The 16,614-nt window shown below is 38.8% G+C and carries 23 protein-coding genes and 1 pseudogene; 17 read left to right on the top strand and 7 right to left on the bottom strand.

From position 1 onward, the window contains the following. Window positions 1–44: 44 nt before the first annotated feature. Window positions 45–1,313 carry a competence/damage-inducible protein A gene (locus IYQ91_RS04880; protein WP_195673241.1) on the bottom strand — a complete coding sequence of 423 codons (1,269 nt, stop codon included), beginning with the start codon at window positions 1,311–1,313 and terminating at the stop codon, window positions 45–47. A 599-nt stretch (window positions 1,314–1,912) separates the two neighbouring features. Here IYQ91_RS04880 and IYQ91_RS04875 point away from each other — a divergent pair. Then, entirely contained in the window at window positions 1,913–2,326 is a 414-nt protein-coding gene (locus tag IYQ91_RS04875) for an EamA family transporter (protein ID WP_192876136.1), read from the top strand. A gap of 102 nt (window positions 2,327–2,428) precedes the next feature. Here IYQ91_RS04875 and IYQ91_RS04870 read toward each other — a convergent pair whose 3' ends face one another. The 6 genes from IYQ91_RS04870 to IYQ91_RS04845 all read right to left on the bottom strand — a co-directional run bounded on the left by IYQ91_RS04870 (window position 2,429) and on the right by IYQ91_RS04845 (window position 8,713). Then, window positions 2,429–3,007: a DNA-3-methyladenine glycosylase I gene (locus tag IYQ91_RS04870; RefSeq protein WP_195673240.1), complete on the bottom strand. Its 579-nt coding sequence runs from the start codon at window positions 3,005–3,007 to the stop codon at window positions 2,429–2,431. A gap of 10 nt (window positions 3,008–3,017) precedes the next feature. Further along, window positions 3,018–3,608 (bottom strand): Holliday junction branch migration protein RuvA, encoded by a 591-nt coding sequence (gene ruvA, locus IYQ91_RS04865; protein ID WP_195673274.1) that lies wholly within the window; start codon window positions 3,606–3,608, stop codon window positions 3,018–3,020. A 133-nt stretch (window positions 3,609–3,741) separates the two neighbouring features. Continuing rightward, on the bottom strand, window positions 3,742–5,688 hold the full coding sequence (mutL, locus tag IYQ91_RS04860) for a DNA mismatch repair endonuclease MutL (RefSeq protein WP_195673239.1): 1,947 nt from the start codon (window positions 5,686–5,688) through the stop codon (window positions 3,742–3,744). Window positions 5,689–5,782: 94 nt separating this feature from the next. Next, entirely contained in the window at window positions 5,783–6,931 is a 1,149-nt protein-coding gene (locus IYQ91_RS04855) for a tyrosine-type recombinase/integrase (RefSeq protein ID WP_195673238.1), read from the bottom strand. Window positions 6,932–7,087: 156 nt separating this feature from the next. Continuing rightward, window positions 7,088–8,092: a virulence RhuM family protein gene (locus IYQ91_RS04850; RefSeq protein WP_117645023.1), complete on the bottom strand. Its 1,005-nt coding sequence runs from the start codon at window positions 8,090–8,092 to the stop codon at window positions 7,088–7,090. Between the two features lie 144 nt (window positions 8,093–8,236). Further along, on the bottom strand, window positions 8,237–8,713 hold the full coding sequence (locus IYQ91_RS04845) for a helix-turn-helix domain-containing protein (protein ID WP_195673237.1): 477 nt from the start codon (window positions 8,711–8,713) through the stop codon (window positions 8,237–8,239). Window positions 8,714–8,874: 161 nt separating this feature from the next. Here IYQ91_RS04845 and IYQ91_RS04840 point away from each other — a divergent pair, with 161 nt between their 5' ends. The 16 genes and pseudogenes from IYQ91_RS04840 (at window position 8,875) to IYQ91_RS04770 (ending at window position 16,465) form a co-directional block, all read left to right on the top strand. Then, the gene (locus IYQ91_RS04840) at window positions 8,875–9,072 is read left to right on the top strand and encodes a helix-turn-helix domain-containing protein (RefSeq protein ID WP_003038356.1); all 198 of its coding nucleotides are present in this window, start codon (window positions 8,875–8,877) and stop codon (window positions 9,070–9,072) included. Between the two features lie 16 nt (window positions 9,073–9,088). Then, window positions 9,089–9,706, top strand: coding sequence for a Rha family transcriptional regulator (locus IYQ91_RS04835; protein WP_195673236.1), 618 nt, complete (start codon window positions 9,089–9,091; stop codon window positions 9,704–9,706). A gap of 3 nt (window positions 9,707–9,709) precedes the next feature. Then, window positions 9,710–9,877 carry a hypothetical protein gene (locus IYQ91_RS04830; protein WP_003075312.1) on the top strand — a complete coding sequence of 56 codons (168 nt, stop codon included), beginning with the start codon at window positions 9,710–9,712 and terminating at the stop codon, window positions 9,875–9,877. Window positions 9,878–10,219: 342 nt separating this feature from the next. Next, window positions 10,220–10,498 (top strand): hypothetical protein, encoded by a 279-nt coding sequence (locus tag IYQ91_RS04825; protein ID WP_003027794.1) that lies wholly within the window; start codon window positions 10,220–10,222, stop codon window positions 10,496–10,498. Continuing rightward, entirely contained in the window at window positions 10,495–10,671 is a 177-nt protein-coding gene (locus tag IYQ91_RS04820) for a hypothetical protein (RefSeq protein WP_003027795.1), read from the top strand. The genes IYQ91_RS04825 and IYQ91_RS04820 overlap by 4 nt, the downstream gene beginning before the upstream one ends. Then, the gene (locus IYQ91_RS04815) at window positions 10,661–10,897 is read left to right on the top strand and encodes a hypothetical protein (protein ID WP_003038392.1); all 237 of its coding nucleotides are present in this window, start codon (window positions 10,661–10,663) and stop codon (window positions 10,895–10,897) included. Before IYQ91_RS04820 ends, IYQ91_RS04815 begins: the two co-directional genes overlap by 11 nt. Further along, window positions 10,894–11,229 (top strand): hypothetical protein, encoded by a 336-nt coding sequence (locus IYQ91_RS04810; RefSeq protein WP_003038362.1) that lies wholly within the window; start codon window positions 10,894–10,896, stop codon window positions 11,227–11,229. The genes IYQ91_RS04815 and IYQ91_RS04810 overlap by 4 nt, the downstream gene beginning before the upstream one ends. 1 nt (window position 11,230) lies before the next feature. Continuing rightward, window positions 11,231–11,500: a hypothetical protein gene (locus IYQ91_RS04805; RefSeq protein WP_003038376.1), complete on the top strand. Its 270-nt coding sequence runs from the start codon at window positions 11,231–11,233 to the stop codon at window positions 11,498–11,500. 8 nt (window positions 11,501–11,508) lie between these two features. Beyond that, window positions 11,509–12,327, top strand: coding sequence for a phage replisome organizer N-terminal domain-containing protein (locus IYQ91_RS04800; protein ID WP_195673235.1), 819 nt, complete (start codon window positions 11,509–11,511; stop codon window positions 12,325–12,327). A gap of 14 nt (window positions 12,328–12,341) precedes the next feature. Next, window positions 12,342–13,193, top strand: a complete 852-nt coding sequence (locus tag IYQ91_RS04795; RefSeq protein ID WP_195673234.1) for an ATP-binding protein — start codon at window positions 12,342–12,344, stop codon at window positions 13,191–13,193. A gap of 248 nt (window positions 13,194–13,441) precedes the next feature. Next, window positions 13,442–13,870, top strand: a complete 429-nt coding sequence (locus tag IYQ91_RS04790) for an ArpU family phage packaging/lysis transcriptional regulator (protein WP_126467912.1) — start codon at window positions 13,442–13,444, stop codon at window positions 13,868–13,870. 292 nt (window positions 13,871–14,162) lie between these two features. Beyond that, window positions 14,163–14,276 (top strand): annotated as a pseudogene (locus IYQ91_RS09995) (phage terminase small subunit P27 family); the annotation flags it as partial. Window positions 14,277–14,410: 134 nt separating this feature from the next. Next, window positions 14,411–14,602 (top strand): type II toxin-antitoxin system HicA family toxin, encoded by a 192-nt coding sequence (locus IYQ91_RS04785; protein WP_003038349.1) that lies wholly within the window; start codon window positions 14,411–14,413, stop codon window positions 14,600–14,602. Window positions 14,603–14,637: 35 nt separating this feature from the next. After that, on the top strand, window positions 14,638–15,018 hold the full coding sequence (locus tag IYQ91_RS04780; protein ID WP_003038371.1) for a type II toxin-antitoxin system HicB family antitoxin: 381 nt from the start codon (window positions 14,638–14,640) through the stop codon (window positions 15,016–15,018). Between the two features lie 551 nt (window positions 15,019–15,569). Continuing rightward, the gene (locus IYQ91_RS04775) at window positions 15,570–16,010 is read left to right on the top strand and encodes a LytTR family DNA-binding domain-containing protein (protein ID WP_003032335.1); all 441 of its coding nucleotides are present in this window, start codon (window positions 15,570–15,572) and stop codon (window positions 16,008–16,010) included. Continuing rightward, window positions 16,007–16,465: a DUF3021 domain-containing protein gene (locus IYQ91_RS04770; RefSeq protein ID WP_126467914.1), complete on the top strand. Its 459-nt coding sequence runs from the start codon at window positions 16,007–16,009 to the stop codon at window positions 16,463–16,465. The genes IYQ91_RS04775 and IYQ91_RS04770 overlap by 4 nt, the downstream gene beginning before the upstream one ends. Window positions 16,466–16,614: the final 149 nt, after the last annotated feature.

The raw sequence follows: 16,614 nt of genomic DNA, 5'->3' as shown, positions 1-16,614 counted from the left end.
ATTTCTCCTGTATAGTGATAAATTATTTTTTGCCTATCTAATTATTATAGCATATTTTCGTTTTTTAATAAAGTTTTTCGCAGCAGATTGAAAGTATGCAGAACGGCTATTTTACGTACATCTGTCCGACTGCGACCCGCAATATTAACCTTAATAGACTGAACATCCTCTGTAGTTGCTAAGCCGATATAAACTGTCCCTGCTGGATGTCCTTCTAAGCTGTCTGGACCTGCCACACCTGTCAAGCTCACCGCATAGTCACTAGCGGTCAATTTTCTTGCCTGCTCAGCCATTTTCTCCGCTGTAAAAGCTGAAACTACCCCATACTTTTCTAAGTCTGCCAAGGGAATGCCCAGCATTCGGCTCTTTTCCTCCATACTGTAGGTAACAAAGCCACCACTAAAAACATTGGAGGATCCAGCAAAGTTTGCCAAAGTTGCTTGAAAGAGTCCTGCAGTCAAACTTTCAGCTGCTGTGACGGTCTTTCCTGCTCTTCTCAGCAGTTCAAAAGCTGTTTGCCCCAGAGAATTATTATCTCCATAAGCGTAGAAAAGGTCTGCTAAATGTTGTTTCTCAAAAGTCTGTACTGCTAAAATTTTCTTTTCTAAATGAGCAAACTTAATATCTGCTTCCTTTTGATTAGTAGCCTTGGTGGACAATCGCAATGTCACCTCTCCCGTCTTAGCATAAGGAGCAATGGTCGGATCGGTCTGATTATCAATTAAATCTCCTAAAAGGGTTACTAATTGACTTTCACCGATACCAAAGAAACGTAAGACTCTTGAATACAATTTTTGACCAGTCGCTAAAAGTGGAACCAGCTTATTGTTCACCATAGGTTTTAATTCACTAGGCGGACCAGGTAGAACAACATAAGTCACGCCACTGACCTCAATCACGCCTCCTACTGCAAGCCCAGTTTCATTTTGTAGAGGAGTCGAGCCTTCCACTATCTGAGCTTGTCGCTCATTGTTTGGTGTTCGAGCATAATCCGGTCGACTTGCGAAAAAGCGGTCCAATTTCTCCGTAGCCATTCGGTCAAATACCAACCTACGATTTAAGAATTTTGCCAAAGTCTGCTTAGTCAAGTCATCTTCTGTTGGGCCTAATCCTCCAGTTAAGATGACCAAATTACTACGATTTCGAGCAATTTCTAAAATGGATAACAGACGAGCTTCATTATCTCCAACCGCTGTTTGGAAATACACATCTATACCCAGACTCGCTAATTTTTCCGATAAAAATCGGGCATTTGTATTGACAATCTGACCTGTCAGAATTTCAGTACCCACAGCAATAATTTCTGCTTTCATAGAACCTCCTACTTTACTATTCGCAATTGATTTTATTTTATCACAAAAAATCTTAAAAACTTCATTTTAAGAAAAGAATCTGTAAGCAAATTGATAAGACTAAGAATTTTTCAAAAAGAAAAAGTCTGGAATTGCCAGCCTTCTAATTTATAACTATAATTGTGTCACATCAATAATATGATTACCTCGATTATGGGAGTGAGGTAGAACTCATCTTGAAAATTTTTAGTTCGTAATCTCACCTCCGCAAGCTTGCTCAACAGTCTGGGAGACTGTTGAGACGGTGGATAAAGAAAATAAAGTTTTCGTCAAAATTGTTTTTGCGAGCTTGAAAAGCTAATACCCTGAGACTTGCTTCGCATCACCACAAAGCCGTGCTTTGAGTAATCAGCTACTATATCATTGATTTATCGCTTTATATACTTTGAAGTTGGAGACTTTCGCCCCAGCCTCTTCAAAAATGAGGATTAGCTTAGCAAAACTAGGGTTTATATAAAAAACAGACAATTTTGTACTGCCTGAGTGCCTTTAGTTTGCTGTGTTAGATAGACTCAAATGTGATAAAATAAAGAAAACAAAACTTTTAAGGAGATTTAATGATGTGGGCAGTTTTTGCATTTCTTTCTGCTTTATTTGCAGCACTGACATCTATCTTAGCCAAAATCGGGATTTCTGGTGTCAATTCTAATCTAGCGACAGCTATTCGGACAGTGGTCGTTGTTTTAATGGCTTGGGGTATGGTCTTTTTGACAAAAGGGCAACTCGGTCTTGCTAACATCAGCAAGAAAAGTTGGATTTTCTTGATTTTATCTGGATTAGCGACAGGCGCTTCCTGGCTCTGTTATTACCGAGCATTGCAGGAGGGAGAAGCCTCCAAGGTCGTTCCTATTGATAAGCTTAGTGTTGTCCTCACACTCATTCTTGCTTTTATCTTTCTCCACGAGGATTTTACTATGAAATCCTTGATTGGCAGCATTTTGATTACGATTGGAACTTTGGTCATGGTTTTGTAGTGATGTCATATCATCATAAATACAGTAACATTACGAAAAGTATAAAACAGTATCGGTCAATAAATATTGCACTGACTGCTCACATAAAAAATAGCAAAGCTATTAACATCGTTTGATTGTTTTTCTTGCTGGATTAAAATCGCAAGTCTCCTCATGGTCATTGGCGAGACCTGCCGCCTGCAGGAAAGAATAGACACAGACTGGTCCTACAAACTCGAAGCCTCGTCTCTTCATGTCTTTAGCTACTTCTTCGGACAGTGACGTTTTAGATGGAGCAAGTCTGTAGTCCTTTACAGGATTGTCAATCGGTGTAAAGTCTACAAAAGACCAGAGATAATGATCAAAACTGCCAAATTCTGCCTGTATTTTCAAAAAAGCTTGGGCGTTGGCACGTGTTGCATAGATTTTCCGACGATTTCGGACGACGGCAGGATTTTGTAAAATACCTTCTAACTCCGCATCTGTCATGACTGCCACCTGATGAACATCATAGCCATGAAAAGCTTGTCGGAAGGCTGCTCGTTTATTGAGAATAGTCTCCCAAGACAGTCCTGCCTGATAGGTCTCTAGGCAGAGCAACTCAAATAAAGCCCGCTCATCATGCAAAGGAATCCCCCACTCTTGGTCATGATAAGCGACATATAAAGGGTTATTCTCTTTTACCCAGCTACATCGTTTCATCTTTTCTCCTTTATTTTACCAGCATTTTGAGGGCAGATTTGATATAGTTTTCCGCGGTATCATTGGTTCCTTCAAAGAATTTCTTAATTTTCTTGAGTTCAGCCACCTTGTAGCCCAGAGCCAACATAGCTTCCATGGCTTCTTCCAATTCTTGATTGTCACTAGTAGCTGCAACAGCAACTTGCTTAGAAGCAACACCTGTTGCCACAACCTTACCTTCTAAGTCCAGCACCATTTGTTGGGCTGTTTTTTTGCCGATTTTAGGAAATTTTGTCAGATAAGTGATGTTTTTCTGCTCAATAGCCTGCACCAAACCGGCATTATCATCGGCAGCGATTATCGCAAGAGCAGAAACGGGTCCAATACCAGAAACCGAAATCAAATTGAGAAAAAGCTGCTTTTCATCTTCTGTGCGAAAACCGTAGAGGAGCTGGGCATCCTCTCTGACCACTTGATGAACCAAAACCTGAATTTCTTGATTGAGCTGACCTGAATAGGCATAAGGGTTAGCCACATGAAGGATATAACCAATTTGTCCTACTTCCACCACAATATACTTGGCTGTAATTTTACTTAAAATTCCTTTGAAATATTCGTACATCATGTCTCCTTTTCAACCCTTTTAGTATATCATATTTTTAACTAGAAAAAATTGAAACTGTGGGAGAAACCTCACATTGGATAGAAAAAAGCTAAAAAACAGAGAATATGGTGACTCTCTGTTTTCAGGATATTTAGTATTTCCCCAATTCTCTCAGGCTAGTATGGTTTTCCTGAATCCGACGGAACATTTTTTCCATATCAGATTTGGTGAAGTTGACCAAAACGGGACGACCGTGAGGGCAGTTGTAGGGATTGTCGCATTGTGATAACTGAAAAATCAAATCACGTGCTGAATAGTCATCTAAGCTGTGATTGGCTTTAATAGAGCGTTTGCAACTCATCATAATAGCCAGCTCAGCGCGATATTTCTTGATAGAGACTTCCTTGGTTAGAAGTAGCATATCGCACATCTCATAGATACCCGACTCGATCTCCTCTTCCTTAAGCCAAATGGGATGTTCACGAAGAATAAATTGATTAGTTCCGTATTCTTCAAGGAAAACACCGACTTCTTCTAAAAGAGTCATTCGTTGTTTCAGACGCAACATATCATCAGCTGGAAATTCAAAGATATAGGGAACCAGAAGCTGCTGCTGACTAGCATCTACATCTCCGATTTTTTCGCGGTAATATTCGTACTTTACTCGCTCTTGAGCTGCATGTTGGTCAATAATATAAAGGCCACCATTTCCTTGAGCAAAAAGGTAGGTGCCATGCATTTGCCCGAAATATTCCAATTCTGGAAAAGTTGAAGTTTCTTCTCCATCTAGCTTATCTAAAGCTCTCTCTAAGCTCGCCTGATCCAGCTCTGGATGATCTAGTTGATTGTAAGAAGGAGATTGCCTTTCTGCAAATTTGACAGAAGCAGCTTTTGAATTGAGTTCATCTGTATCAGCAGATTGTTGATCTAATCGGGCAGATTCCTCAAAAGAAGGTTGAGCTTCTGACACTTGTGGTTTCACAAAGAAGTCATTTCTTTCTTTATCGTAATAAAGTCGGTTCTCTTTGAGAGGGAGGCTGGTCTGCTCAGGCTTAATTGCTCGGTTAATGGTTGATTTGGCTAAATTCTCTAATGCGTCCGGAATCAAATCTTGCTCTTTCAAACTTGCAGCAATAGCTTGCGATATCAAGACCATAAGCTCTCGCTCCTTTGAAATCCGCACTTCTTGCTTGGTCGGGTGAACATTGACATCAGCAAGATATGGGTCAATCCGAATATCAATCACAGCGATCGGAAAACGTCCCACCATGAGCTTGCTACCATATCCATCTAAAATAGCTCGATTGAGTAGGAAATTCTTGATGTAGCGACCATTGATGAGGATAGTAATGTAATTCCGATTAGTCCTTGTTAATTCTGGCAAACTAATATAGCCTGATACTTCAAAATCCAAATCAGATGCTGAAATTTCAATCATTTTTTTGGCTGTTGTCAGTCCATAAATGCCAGCAATTGCTTGACGCAGATTTCCTGTTCCTGCTGTCCGTGTCATCTCTTTACCGTCATTAACAAGAGTGAAAGCGACCTCCGGATGAGCCAAGCTCAAACGATTCATCACATCTACAATATGAGATAGTTCCGCTTGTTGACTTTTCATATATTTCAAGCGAGCAGGCGTGTTGAAAAAAAGGTCTTCCACTTTGATTTTGGTGCCCCTAGGACAGCTGCTTGGTTCTACAGTTTCAATTTCTCCACCCTGAGCAATTAAACGCGTTCCATGTGCACCACTACTTGTCGCAGTTTCAATCGTCAAACGTGAAACAGAGGCAATGGATGGAAGTGCCTCGCCCCGAAAGCCCAATGTCCGAATTCGAAAAAGGTCGGCTTGTTTCTTGATTTTACTAGTAGCATGCCGCCGCAAAGCCAAGGAAACCTCCTCATGCTCAATTCCTTCACCATTATCAATGACTTGAATGCTCCTGAGTCCCGCTTCTTCAATCTCAACTATAATCTGAGTGGCACCAGCATCAATAGAATTTTCTATTAACTCCTTGACAACGCTGCTAGGTCGCTCAATAACCTCACCCGCTGCAATCTGATTAGCAAGATTTTCTGGTAGTTCAATAATTTTTGACATAGTTTTTGGTTTTACCCTTTCTAAACGTTGATTTAATAAGGTTCTGATGATGTTTACAGCTATCAAAAACTCAATTTGTTCACCTTTTTGTGGACTAAAGGGAGCTAATGGCTTTCTCAAAGTAAGCTACTGCTTCTTTTTCTTTGTCTCTTGATAGGTGGCTGTAGATGTCTAAAGTCATTGTAATATTTGCATGACCTAAGCGATATTGTAATTCTTTGTATGAGATACCAGCATTCAGCAATAAACTAGCGTGAGTATGGCGGAAAGCGTGAAAGGTAAAGCGAGGGATACCTGCTTCTTTACAACGGGTATCTAAAGCGCTTTGCCTAATTGCCAAATCAAAATATTCTCTTGTAGGGGTGGCAAAGACTACAGACGGAGCACGCGCCCCAGTCTCGAAAAATAGCTGGCGTTGCCTATTCTTGTATAGACGCAACATATTGACTGTTTTCTTGTCTATGCTAATAGTTCGATTGGCTGACTTGGTCTTAGCTGTACTAACCGCCTTTAAGCCTTTGTTATACGTTTTATTTACGGTGATTGTACTCTTATCAAGGTCTATGTCAGTCCATTCTAAGGCGCAGGCTTCACCAATCCGTAACCCTGTAGACAAGAGCAAATGATAAAGGACATACTCATAATACAAACCATAACGCTTGTACTGCTTCTTTTCTAGATTATCAAGAAAAGCCTTCAAATCATCTGGAGCAATAAACTTTACCTTGTTATCATCAGCCTTCTTTTGTCTTCTAGGAAGTATAATATCTCTAGCTGGGTTATTAGTGACAAGCTGCAGCAATATTCCTTGCTGAAAAATCCTCCTGATGATTGACCGTATTGTCACAAAGTTTTCAAAATATCTTGATAGTTGATTGATAAAAACTTGTATATCACTAGCCGTTATCTTGTCTAGTTGTCTGTTCCCAAAAACTGGGTAAATATGGGTTCTTAGATTGCTCAATGTTGCCTCATAGGTTTGTGGCTTAACGGTCAGCTTATAGCTTTCTAGCCATATATCAGCCAGCTCTTGAAAATTCTTGACCATGACTGCCTTTTGAATGGTTGAGCCATTCAGTTTAAAATCTATCTGGGCTTGTTGAGCTTTTGATTTAACCTCTTTTCTTGTCCGTCCTGTTACGCTGGTTTTTACTTTCTTACCTGTTACCTGGTCAACACCGAGATAAACACTAGCACGGTATACAGTTGTACCGTTTTTCTTTTTGACTTCTGTTATTCCCATGATATCCCTTTCTATCAGCAGGCAAGCCGTAAAAGTTTTAGATTGGGTTTATATCATGCTAGGAGCTACGAGAACACCCCTATTTTCGTTTGTTTTATGTAAGACGGTAAATTATACCAGAAAAGAAAACAAGCACTTAAAATGCGTTTTATGAGGTTATTTGTCAATCAGCCCTTTAAGCTCTTTCTCAAAGTCTGAATTTATCTTTTGGGTTTTATTGAAAAGTTGATACTCTAACTTTGCCTTATCCTTAGCAGCCTTAGAAGTGATTTTACCATGCCCCTCTAAAATATCGTATTCTTGGAAAGTCAAAAAGCGATCAATGCTTTCAGCAAGCTGCTGCATGGTCTGGGTTTTTCGCTGCTCTATTTGTCTTTCAAGGTAATCAAAATAGCTGGAGATACTTCTTTCAAGAGAGCGAATTTCTTTTTCTGTTAGGTAATTCTTTGCTACCTGAGTATCCATTTGTAAGATACGACCGTCTGGGGAATTTTTCCAAGTGGTTAGTCCCATGTTGTCCTTGGTATGGTCTGCTTTCGTATATATAATTTCTGCAGCAGTCTGACCAGTAATAGCATAATGAAACTTGTTTTGTACATCAGCATAGAATTGTTTTGTAAGTGTACTTTGTGGGTCATAATCGATAGAAATCTCTGCAAAAATATCCGTAATCTGTAACCAGATACGGCGCTCACTAGCACGGATAGAGCGGACACGTTCCAATAGTTCGCGGAAGTAGTCTTTTCCTAGGAGGTTTTCCCCTTGTTTCAAGCGTTCGTCATCCATAGCAAAGCCTTTTATCATGTACTCACGCAGTACCGAAGTAGCCCATTGTCTGAAGCGCGTGGCTTTTTGAGAGTTGACCCGATAACCTACGGAGATAATGGCGTCAAGATTGTAGTAGCTGACATCCTTAGTTTGGGTTTTATCAGCAATTGCACCGTGTTTTGTGGTTATTTCCATTTTGGAAACAACCACTTTTTCTTCTAATTCTCCCTCTTCAAAGATATTTTTTAAGTGTTTACTAATGGCAGGGACACCAACACCAAACAGCCTAGCCATTTCTTTCTGACTAGCCCAGATAGTTTCCCCGCGTATAATAACGCTAGCTGTTTCTTGGTTGTTATCTGCTGAATAGATTAAAAATTGTAATTCGTTCATGGCTTCCTTTCTGTTGGTGTTTTAAAAATTAGATTTTAAGATATTTGACTTGCTGAACTCCGAACGAACCCCGAGAAATCACGCACAAATCATGGAAAAACTTAGTGGCGCGTGAACTTATTAAATATTTAACGATTTAAACAACTAATCAGCCAATTCTTGTTCACGACGTTCTATTGTGGTGAGCAAATCAAGCAAAATATTAGAAATCTCTTCCATTTTCCAGGGATAAGAATAAGGTTTAATAACACCAATAGTTAAACTATTTCTAATACTTTCAATAAACTTAAGGGCTATCAATGCATCTGATTTTAATTCTTTAAGTTGTTCAGTATCTGTTATTTCTTTTAACCCAAATTCTTTTGTTTGCTCATCAGCAACTTTTTCAAAAAGCTTGAAAGTTTCTACATCAGTAACATCTACCTTAGTAATATCGTCATACCCTAACAAGTACCCAACACTTACACCAAAGTAGTCAGCTAGCGTCTGGGCTTTGTCCTGTTTGATTTGACTCTCTTTATTTTCCCAACTTTGAAGAGTTCGTAAAGGAATTTTTAATTCAAGGGCAAGCTCTTTTTGGGTTTGCTTTTTTTGTTTTCGTAATTCTTTTAATCTATTCATACTATTACGGCCTTTCACAACAAACTATAACACATTTTTCTAAGATACGCAAAAAAATTACGGCTTTAGAAAAAACAATACTTGACAACGCAAAAAAATAGCGCTAATATATAATATATGACGCAATTAAGTTGCGGCTTTTGGTGGAAAGGAGCTAAAGTATGAAAAATAATTTTCGCGTTCTTTTAGCAAAGCGACGGAAAAAGGTTTCGGACGTACATAACAAAACAGGTATTTCAAAAAGCGCTTTGATTGCCTTGTATTATGAACGAACTAAAAAGCCAGACATTCAGACATTGCAAAAAGTAGCTGACTATTTAGGCGTCACTATAGACGAACTACTTACGCCAGAAGAATAGAGCGGAGCAGGCAAGCATGGAATTAGTTTACATGGACGGCAAGAAAGAGCCGTACACTACTAGCGAGATAGTCGCTGAATGCGCTGGAGTACAGCACCACACAGTAACGCGCCTATTAAGAAATCATAAGGAACGATTTGAGGTGTTTGGATTTTATGGATTTGAAATCCATAAATTAGACGGAAAAGGAAGACCTAAAAAGGTCTATCATCTAAACGAACAACAAGCCACGTTGTTAATCACCTACTTAGATAACACACCGCAAGTAGTCAAATTCAAAACAAACCTAGTCAAAGCATTCTTTGAAATGCGGGACGAGCTAGCAAAGTTTAAGCTACAGCGTGCTTTAGAAAAGCCAAAGCGTAAAACTTTGCATGACAGCATAGAAAGCTGGAAAGAAGCACCCCAGCACCCGCATAACACCATTACAAATCTTTTACTAAAAGGTACTAGCGGCATGAATAAAAAGCAACTGATGGCAGCGCGTGGCGGTCTGACAGGCATCGATAGCTTGACCAGTACCGAACTAGCCAGATATCAAGACCTAGAAGATATGGCTATTGCTATGATTAAGCTAGGCATGACTTATCAGGAAATAAAATCCATGGTCTTTAGACCACAACAAGGAGGATAAAAAATGTATCTATCAAACGAACAAGAAAAAGCCCATCTATACGCTATGATCGACCTTGCAGACAATGCTATTTTACAAGGTGATAAAAAACAAGCACTAACTAGCCTTTATTTTATCAAAACAGGACTTGAAAATATTTTAAAAGATAACGATAACTCAAAAGCTGAATAAGCAGCAAGCGCTAGAATCGATTTTAAGCTGATTTTCGCCAATAAGATATAGCCAAAATCAACTTGAAATGTCTCAAGGGTATAATTATACCCCTAACCGTTTCAAACGCTCAAAACGCCTATTAGAGTGCTTAAAAACAGAATAAAACAAAAAGGCTTAACCAACCGACCAAGTAGGAAGCCTTTCACACAAATACTAAAACAATACAGCAGGCAAGCCGTAAGGGTTTTAGTAAAGATTTATAGCTAGATTATACCATATCTAGGACATTTTGACCATACGGAGGGCGCTAACCCTTAAAAAGGGCATAAATACAAGAAAATTTAAACGAGGTAAAACACCATGACGAAAACAACAACAGTATTATTGAGCACTGAAAAACTAATCGACTTAGGTAGTGAACTAACTGACATCATGAACAGCTTAGAAATGAATAACTTAACTCTAGAAGCCTTAGAGATAACGCAAAAAGTGGATACAGCGACCTTTAACTGGATAGCTAAGAAATATATTGAGACTGCTTATGCACAAAACGAAAAACTTTGCCAAAGACTAGACAAAATTGCCTTTCTGCTATTAAACAATGACAAACCCAAGGAACTGGAGGCATTAAACAAATGAGCGAACTACTAGGCGCAATTTTAACGCTACTACTTTTCTTTCTTGCTGGTATTTGTACTCAACTGTTTAATGCTTGGGCGATTGCTTACAAGCGGAGGGGCTATATCACTAAAAAGCAACTCAGAAAAATTGAAAAATGGCTAGAGGTTATGGAGGCAGAACATGGCAGATAAAAAAGAGTTTGACCTTGCAAATGAAAGAGCTAAGAACTTTGGTATTTGGCTAGAAGAAGCCTATCAGACTATGCTAGATTTTTCCCTAGAAGATAAATTTGACTGTTACAGTATTGAGGAACGAAACCAACTAGAACGAGTTTTAGAAACTTTAATGGATTTTTGCGATATGTGGGAAAGAGGGCAGATTATCCTAGCCAGCAAAGAAAGAGAGGCGATTGAATGAAGCTTCCAACTTTACCAGAGAATTATAAGCGCGTGCTTGCTCTTATTCCGCAGGGAGCAGAAAGACCACGCGCAGGCAAAGAGATTGTTAAACTCACAGGGCTAGATATCCGAACCGTTCGAGGCATTATTCGCGGTTTAGTAATTAAGTATCATATCGCTATTTGTGGAAGCCGTGACCTAGCAGGCGGTTACTATATCCCAGCAAATGACAGCGAACGTCTGGCAGGTATCAGAGCACTAGATAGACAACGACAAGATGAGCAAAAGCGGATTAGCGCCCTCATGTATGCGAACTTGAATGAACAAGACAAATATTTGAAAGGCGGTTAATATAGCATTATTTAGCTTAGATACAGAAACACAACTAAAGGCAGAAGCCCTAACCTTGCTTTCTAACTTTCTGCAGTCTTACACGCAGCCAAAGCCAAGACAGCTTGGACTAATGACAGCCCAACAGGTTAAGGAGGAACTAGGGATAAAATCCAAAACCTTGGCACGTTGGGAAAAAGCAGGTTTAAAGCGATACCAGCCACCACTAGAAGACACTAGGAAAGTCTTTTATAAAGTAAGCGATATTCTGGTATTTTTGGGAGTAGATTAGGGGGAACAATGGCAAAAACAAAAGTTTATTTTTGGTTAAAAATTGATAAAAAGTTTTTTGATAATATCTTTATCAAGAGACTTAAAACTTTACCGGGTGGTTACACTATGACAGTTATATATATCAGACTTATGCTTGAAAGTCTTGATAGTGACTGCATTCTTTACTACGAGGGATACTTTGATAGTTTAAAAGCAGAATTAGCCTTAAAGCTAGATGTTTCAGAAGATGATATTGAAATGACTATGGCATATTTTACAAAATGCGGTTTAATTCAAATTGATGAGGATAAAAATGCAAAGCTGCCACAAGCTAAAGCCATGGTACAACAGGAAACGAACCAAGCCGCCTATATGCGGGAATACCGCAGAGAACAACGAGAAAAAAATAAAAATCTTACAATGTTATCTGATAATCTTACAACGTTAACTACGTGTAAGACAGAGATAGAGATAGATATAGAGAAAGAGATAGAGAAAGATATAGAGCAACAGCTAGAGCAAGAAAAAGCTGGTGAAGCTGGTAAAAATATTATCTTTGAAAAACTAAAAGAGGCTTTTGGTGAAATGTCTGTTAGTGGCACAATGGTGACAGAGGTTGAAGACTTGCTAGCTACTCACGGCCAGACTTTGTTACTTTATGCTCTTGAACAAACCATATTGAACAACGGTAGGTCTATTAGATACACGCGCTCAATCCTTGAACGTTGGCAAGGTCAAGGATTAAAGACTATCGAGCAAGTCAAACAAAATCAAGCAGCTTATGAAGCTAAGAAACAGCCATTAGCACAACCAACACAGGACAACTTCCCTGATGTCCCGTTTTAGGAGGAGGTGAAAACATGGAGGAACAGTTCAAAGAGTATCAAAATAGAAAAATACTTGATAAGGTCTGCTCAATTCATAACGTGAACTATTGGCAAATATCAATACCTATTAGGGGAAGTGATGAACGTAAGTTGCAAGAGTTTTGCCCTGAATGTGTCAGAGAGAATATACAGCGCGAAGAACAAGAGTTAGCTAACGAAGCCACAAACCAACAAGTCTATCAAAAAACTTATCATGTCCTAATGCGTGATAGTGTAATCCCTGATGAGTTAAAAACAGCAACATTTGACAATTTCATAGTCGAGACACAAGAGGAGAAACAACTATTAGCCTTTGCTCAAAATCAGGTAAAGAAGTACCTAGAGGGTATGAATGGAAATACGCTGGTTACAGGCTCTACAGGCGTTGGAAAAAGTCATCTAAGTGTTGCTATGGCTAAAGCTATCAACGAGGGCAGTAAGGCTAAAAATGACCCTAAAAGCGTTCTGTTTGTAACCTTTACAGATATTGTTAATAAAATTCAAGATGGTTGGACTTATGGCAAGAATGCAGCTTTTACTAAATCTGATGCCGTGGAACTCTTGAAAAGACCTGACTACCTTATCATTGATGATCTAGGGGCAAAGAATGCGGTTATTAAACCTAAGAACGATTGGGAGCAGGATTTATTATTTGATATACTTAACAATCGTGAGAATACAATTATCAATACCAATCTAAGCGGTGATGAATTAAAAACAGTGTATAACGAACGTAACTATAGCCGCATTCTCAAGGGTTTAGAGGGGAATTCATTCAGGATTTATAGTATCAAAGATAAGCGGTATTCAATTCGACAATTAAAGACTAAACAAGTTAAGAAATAACAAAGAGGCGCGTGCCTCTTTTATTGTTTAGCTAGACTTGAAAATTAAGCGGGCTTTTGGTAAGGTATTGAATATAGGATCTAACAAGATAGCGCGTGATTGAACAAAGAACAAACAAAGAGAAAATAACTATTTGAGTCATGGATAATCCAAAGAACATGCGCAGAAAATAGCAAAAAAAGCCAGCTTGTGCTAGCTCCTTTTGGTATAAATTCGATAACTCTATTATATCATAGGAGAGATAAAACATGCTGGAATTGTTTAGAGAGATTGACGAAAAAGCAACTCAAGCCAAGGCTAAAAAGATTTTACAGACTTATCGCCGTTTGTGTCGAATTGCTGGGAGTGAATACACTTTGCGGAGCGCCAGTGCTTTTTCAGACCAACCGCGTAGCAAGAACAATCAGCCAAGCAAAGGACTTGAAACCTTTGTAGTAAAAAGGCTAGACGCAGAAAGAGAGAAAGCAGAGATAGACAAGGCTATTAGTTTGCTCTCTAGTGATATGTACAAAGAAATATTGATTAGAAGATTTTGCAAAGCAAGACAGTGTAGCAATATCTGTATATACATGGAATTAGACTTGTCTGAATCGGAATTTTACAGAGAACAAAGCAAGGCATTATTAGAGTTTGCGGAATGGTATAAAGCTGGTGAATTGCTTGTGTTTAAACCTTAAGTAACAGGTTGAAACAGTATTTATACAAACCAAGATACAGGGGCTATTTGCCCCCTATTTTTTTGAACGGGGTAGAGGTTATTTGGAATAAAAGGACGCTGCCCTCTTCCGTGCAAAAAATTCCCTTTTTGAAATTTTTGAATTCAACAGGAAAGAAAAAATAAATTTGAAAACACCCCCCCGCACCCTTGCGAGAGCAAGAGAGCCGCGACAAGATATCATCTTACATCACGCGCCAATTTTTCAGATTTTTAAGGGGTGTCATGGGGGACGGATTAGGAGGTGAAGTTGCTTGGTTAAAAATCCTTACTATCGGCAGAACAAAGGGCGTTTGGCAAAAGACCCTCCCGCTTATTTTGGAACAATCGCGAGGGAGACTTGGCGCAAAATCGTTCCGTTTTTAGAACCTTGTTATCAATCTATAACCAAATGCTAAACTGTAATATTTTATATATGCTATCAGTTAAAAAACTTTTTCTTTCCGCTTGCTTTTATGCGCATAATGTGTATAATAGAAAATGTAAGGAGGTAACGTACACTATGCCACTTACAGGAAAAGAAATGGCAAAGCTAGCCGAGAAAAATGGTTGGGTAGAAATCCGACAGAACGGCAGCCATCACCATTTCAAACATGAAGATTTTGATTATATAGTGACTATCCCAATCCATGGAAACAAGGATTTAGGAAGAGGGCTAGAAAGCAAAATCCTGAAAGATTTGGGGCTGAAATAATCCCCCTTATCTTTCATTTTTGGAGGTAACAGACTATGTTAAAATCATATCCAGCAATTTTTCATAAAGAGGAAGACGGTTCTTATTGGGTAGAATTTCCAGAGTTTGGAGGAGGCACACAAGGGGCAAATGTTGAAGAAGCCTTGAAAAATGCCCGTGAAATGCTTGAGAGTGTTTTAGCTGCTTACATAGACGAAGGATTAGATATGCCAAAGCCTAGCGACATCATGGCTTTAACCGTTAAAGACGGCTTTGTTAGCATGATACAAGCAGACCCTACCCCGTTTATTCGCAACAATAAAGCCGTTAGAAAGAATGTGACTGTCCCTGAATGGCTAGTAAGATTAGCGGATCGTGAAAAAGTAAATTATTCTGAGGTGCTAACTCAAGCCCTAGAAACAAAGTTACAAGCCTAGACACAGTCAGCATGCGCAGCAACAGAAATGCGTGTGATGACATGGTATAATAATCTTATCAGCAAGGCTACAAGCAACTAAAAAGCGTAGCTATTCACTACGCCAGTTCTTGCCTGCTGAACTCATATTGTAAATGACCTGTAAAGGTCTTTTTTTGTTCACCTTTTTGTGGACTTTTAAGGATTTTCTAATAACTTCTAATATTACATAATATTGATAAAACCCAGTAATACCAACGGTTAAGAGCTATCAATGAGTTGTAAAACTATCTATTTCCTAGTTCAATAATTTTTGACATAGTTTTCTCCGTAAGTATTCTAGCTATTATTATAACATAAAGCTGTTTTTCTATCAGAAGTCCGGTGTGAGGGGAACACACATCGTTTCCTAGAAAGAACCAAATAGACAAGCAAAGCAACCACTTAGGTAAAAGTCCTTGTTTTCCTAGTCGAAATAATGTTTAATAGATTTAGGAAGAGGGAGGTAGTTAGTAACCTCTTGCTATTAACGAAAATAAGCAACAGGCTAACATCTGGAAAGAAGGGATGTTTATGAAAGTTCAATTGCATATTGACGAAAAGTTTTCAGAGGAAAAAGTCATTATCGAAGCACCGGCTTTGTCAGATGCCATTCAGCAACTGCTGAAATTTGCTCAACAACTCGATAAAAACAAAGTTATTCGAGCCAAAAAAGAGGAAGAGATTTACCTATTAGATACTACTGAAATTCAGCGGGTTTATATTGAAAATCGCCAAGTTTGGGCTGAAACAGTAACAGACAATTATCACTTAGGGCTTCCACTTTATCAAGTTTTGGAATTGCTTCCTGCTGATTTTCTACAGATTTCCCAATCTGAAATCATCAATACCAAACAGATCGATCATCTGAAATTGACCGGCAGCGGTCTGATTCAGATTACACTAAAAAACGGTCAGATAACTTATTCATCTCGCCGTTATCTCAAAGCTATAAAGGAGAAATTACAGCTATGAAAAAAACATTATTCAGAGATACTCTAGGAGGTATTGTTATCGGGCTTCTCCTATCCGTCATCTTTTCTTACTTTTTTGCACCTGTCTATCATCCGCTCAACCCTTATTCAGCAGTTGGTCTTTGGATGGAACAGCATCATATTCACGGCGCCTTAGTCGTTCTCTATTGCGCAGCGATATGGTGTCTAATCGGCTTGCTCTTTAGCTTAGGGAAAGAGCTTTTCAAAAAAGATTGGAGCATTCTCAAAGCAACAATCTGTCATTATGGGCTTATGATTTTAGGGTTTATCCCCCTAGCTCTATTAGCTGGCTGGTTCCCAAGTGAACCCATTTTCATCTTACAGCTGATTTTAGAATTTACTGTTGTTTATCTCATCCTTTGGACAATCCTGTCTTATCTGACTAAAAAGAAAATTGAGCAAATCAATCATCACTTAAACAAACAAAGCAAATAGCAAGAAATAACCGCTGTGAAAAAATTCACGGCGGTTATTTGAGTCCAACAGATTGATAGAAAACGATCATAGCTTACTAAATTGTTGTGGTTTGAAGATTAGACCCTAGCTGCAATTCTGGTATGACATTTCAGCAAATTAAGCTGTTA

This window comes from Streptococcus sp. HF-2466 (genome assembly GCF_015594645.1).
GTDB classification, from domain to species: domain Bacteria; phylum Bacillota; class Bacilli; order Lactobacillales; family Streptococcaceae; genus Streptococcus; species Streptococcus anginosus.
The sequence above is the reverse complement of the archived record's forward strand: the minus strand, read 5'-3'. Positions and strand labels throughout refer to the sequence as shown.

Coding starts and splice junctions, on each gene's coding strand:
- IYQ91_RS04870 (WP_195673240.1), bottom strand. CDS start 3,007: ATGAAACGATGTAGCTGGGTAAAAGAGAATAACCCTTTATATGTCGCT.
- IYQ91_RS04815 (WP_003038392.1), top strand. CDS start 10,661: ATGGCAGATAAAAAAGAGTTTGACCTTGCAAATGAAAGAGCTAAGAAC.
- ruvA (WP_195673274.1), bottom strand. CDS start 3,608: ATGTACGAATATTTCAAAGGAATTTTAAGTAAAATTACAGCCAAGTAT.
- IYQ91_RS04845 (WP_195673237.1), bottom strand. CDS start 8,713: ATGAATAGATTAAAAGAATTACGAAAACAAAAAAAGCAAACCCAAAAA.
- IYQ91_RS04830 (WP_003075312.1), top strand. CDS start 9,710: ATGTATCTATCAAACGAACAAGAAAAAGCCCATCTATACGCTATGATC.
- IYQ91_RS04820 (WP_003027795.1), top strand. CDS start 10,495: ATGAGCGAACTACTAGGCGCAATTTTAACGCTACTACTTTTCTTTCTT.
- IYQ91_RS04790 (WP_126467912.1), top strand. CDS start 13,442: ATGCTGGAATTGTTTAGAGAGATTGACGAAAAAGCAACTCAAGCCAAG.
- IYQ91_RS04855 (WP_195673238.1), bottom strand. CDS start 6,931: ATGGGAATAACAGAAGTCAAAAAGAAAAACGGTACAACTGTATACCGT.
- IYQ91_RS04840 (WP_003038356.1), top strand. CDS start 8,875: ATGAAAAATAATTTTCGCGTTCTTTTAGCAAAGCGACGGAAAAAGGTT.
- IYQ91_RS04785 (WP_003038349.1), top strand. CDS start 14,411: ATGCCACTTACAGGAAAAGAAATGGCAAAGCTAGCCGAGAAAAATGGT.
- IYQ91_RS04875 (WP_192876136.1), top strand. CDS start 1,913: ATGTGGGCAGTTTTTGCATTTCTTTCTGCTTTATTTGCAGCACTGACA.
- IYQ91_RS04835 (WP_195673236.1), top strand. CDS start 9,089: ATGGAATTAGTTTACATGGACGGCAAGAAAGAGCCGTACACTACTAGC.
- IYQ91_RS04800 (WP_195673235.1), top strand. CDS start 11,509: ATGGCAAAAACAAAAGTTTATTTTTGGTTAAAAATTGATAAAAAGTTT.
- IYQ91_RS04770 (WP_126467914.1), top strand. CDS start 16,007: ATGAAAAAAACATTATTCAGAGATACTCTAGGAGGTATTGTTATCGGG.
- IYQ91_RS04775 (WP_003032335.1), top strand. CDS start 15,570: ATGAAAGTTCAATTGCATATTGACGAAAAGTTTTCAGAGGAAAAAGTC.
- IYQ91_RS04880 (WP_195673241.1), bottom strand. CDS start 1,313: ATGAAAGCAGAAATTATTGCTGTGGGTACTGAAATTCTGACAGGTCAG.
- IYQ91_RS04780 (WP_003038371.1), top strand. CDS start 14,638: ATGTTAAAATCATATCCAGCAATTTTTCATAAAGAGGAAGACGGTTCT.
- IYQ91_RS04850 (WP_117645023.1), bottom strand. CDS start 8,092: ATGAACGAATTACAATTTTTAATCTATTCAGCAGATAACAACCAAGAA.
- IYQ91_RS04825 (WP_003027794.1), top strand. CDS start 10,220: ATGACGAAAACAACAACAGTATTATTGAGCACTGAAAAACTAATCGAC.
- mutL (WP_195673239.1), bottom strand. CDS start 5,688: ATGTCAAAAATTATTGAACTACCAGAAAATCTTGCTAATCAGATTGCA.
- IYQ91_RS04795 (WP_195673234.1), top strand. CDS start 12,342: ATGGAGGAACAGTTCAAAGAGTATCAAAATAGAAAAATACTTGATAAG.
- IYQ91_RS04810 (WP_003038362.1), top strand. CDS start 10,894: ATGAAGCTTCCAACTTTACCAGAGAATTATAAGCGCGTGCTTGCTCTT.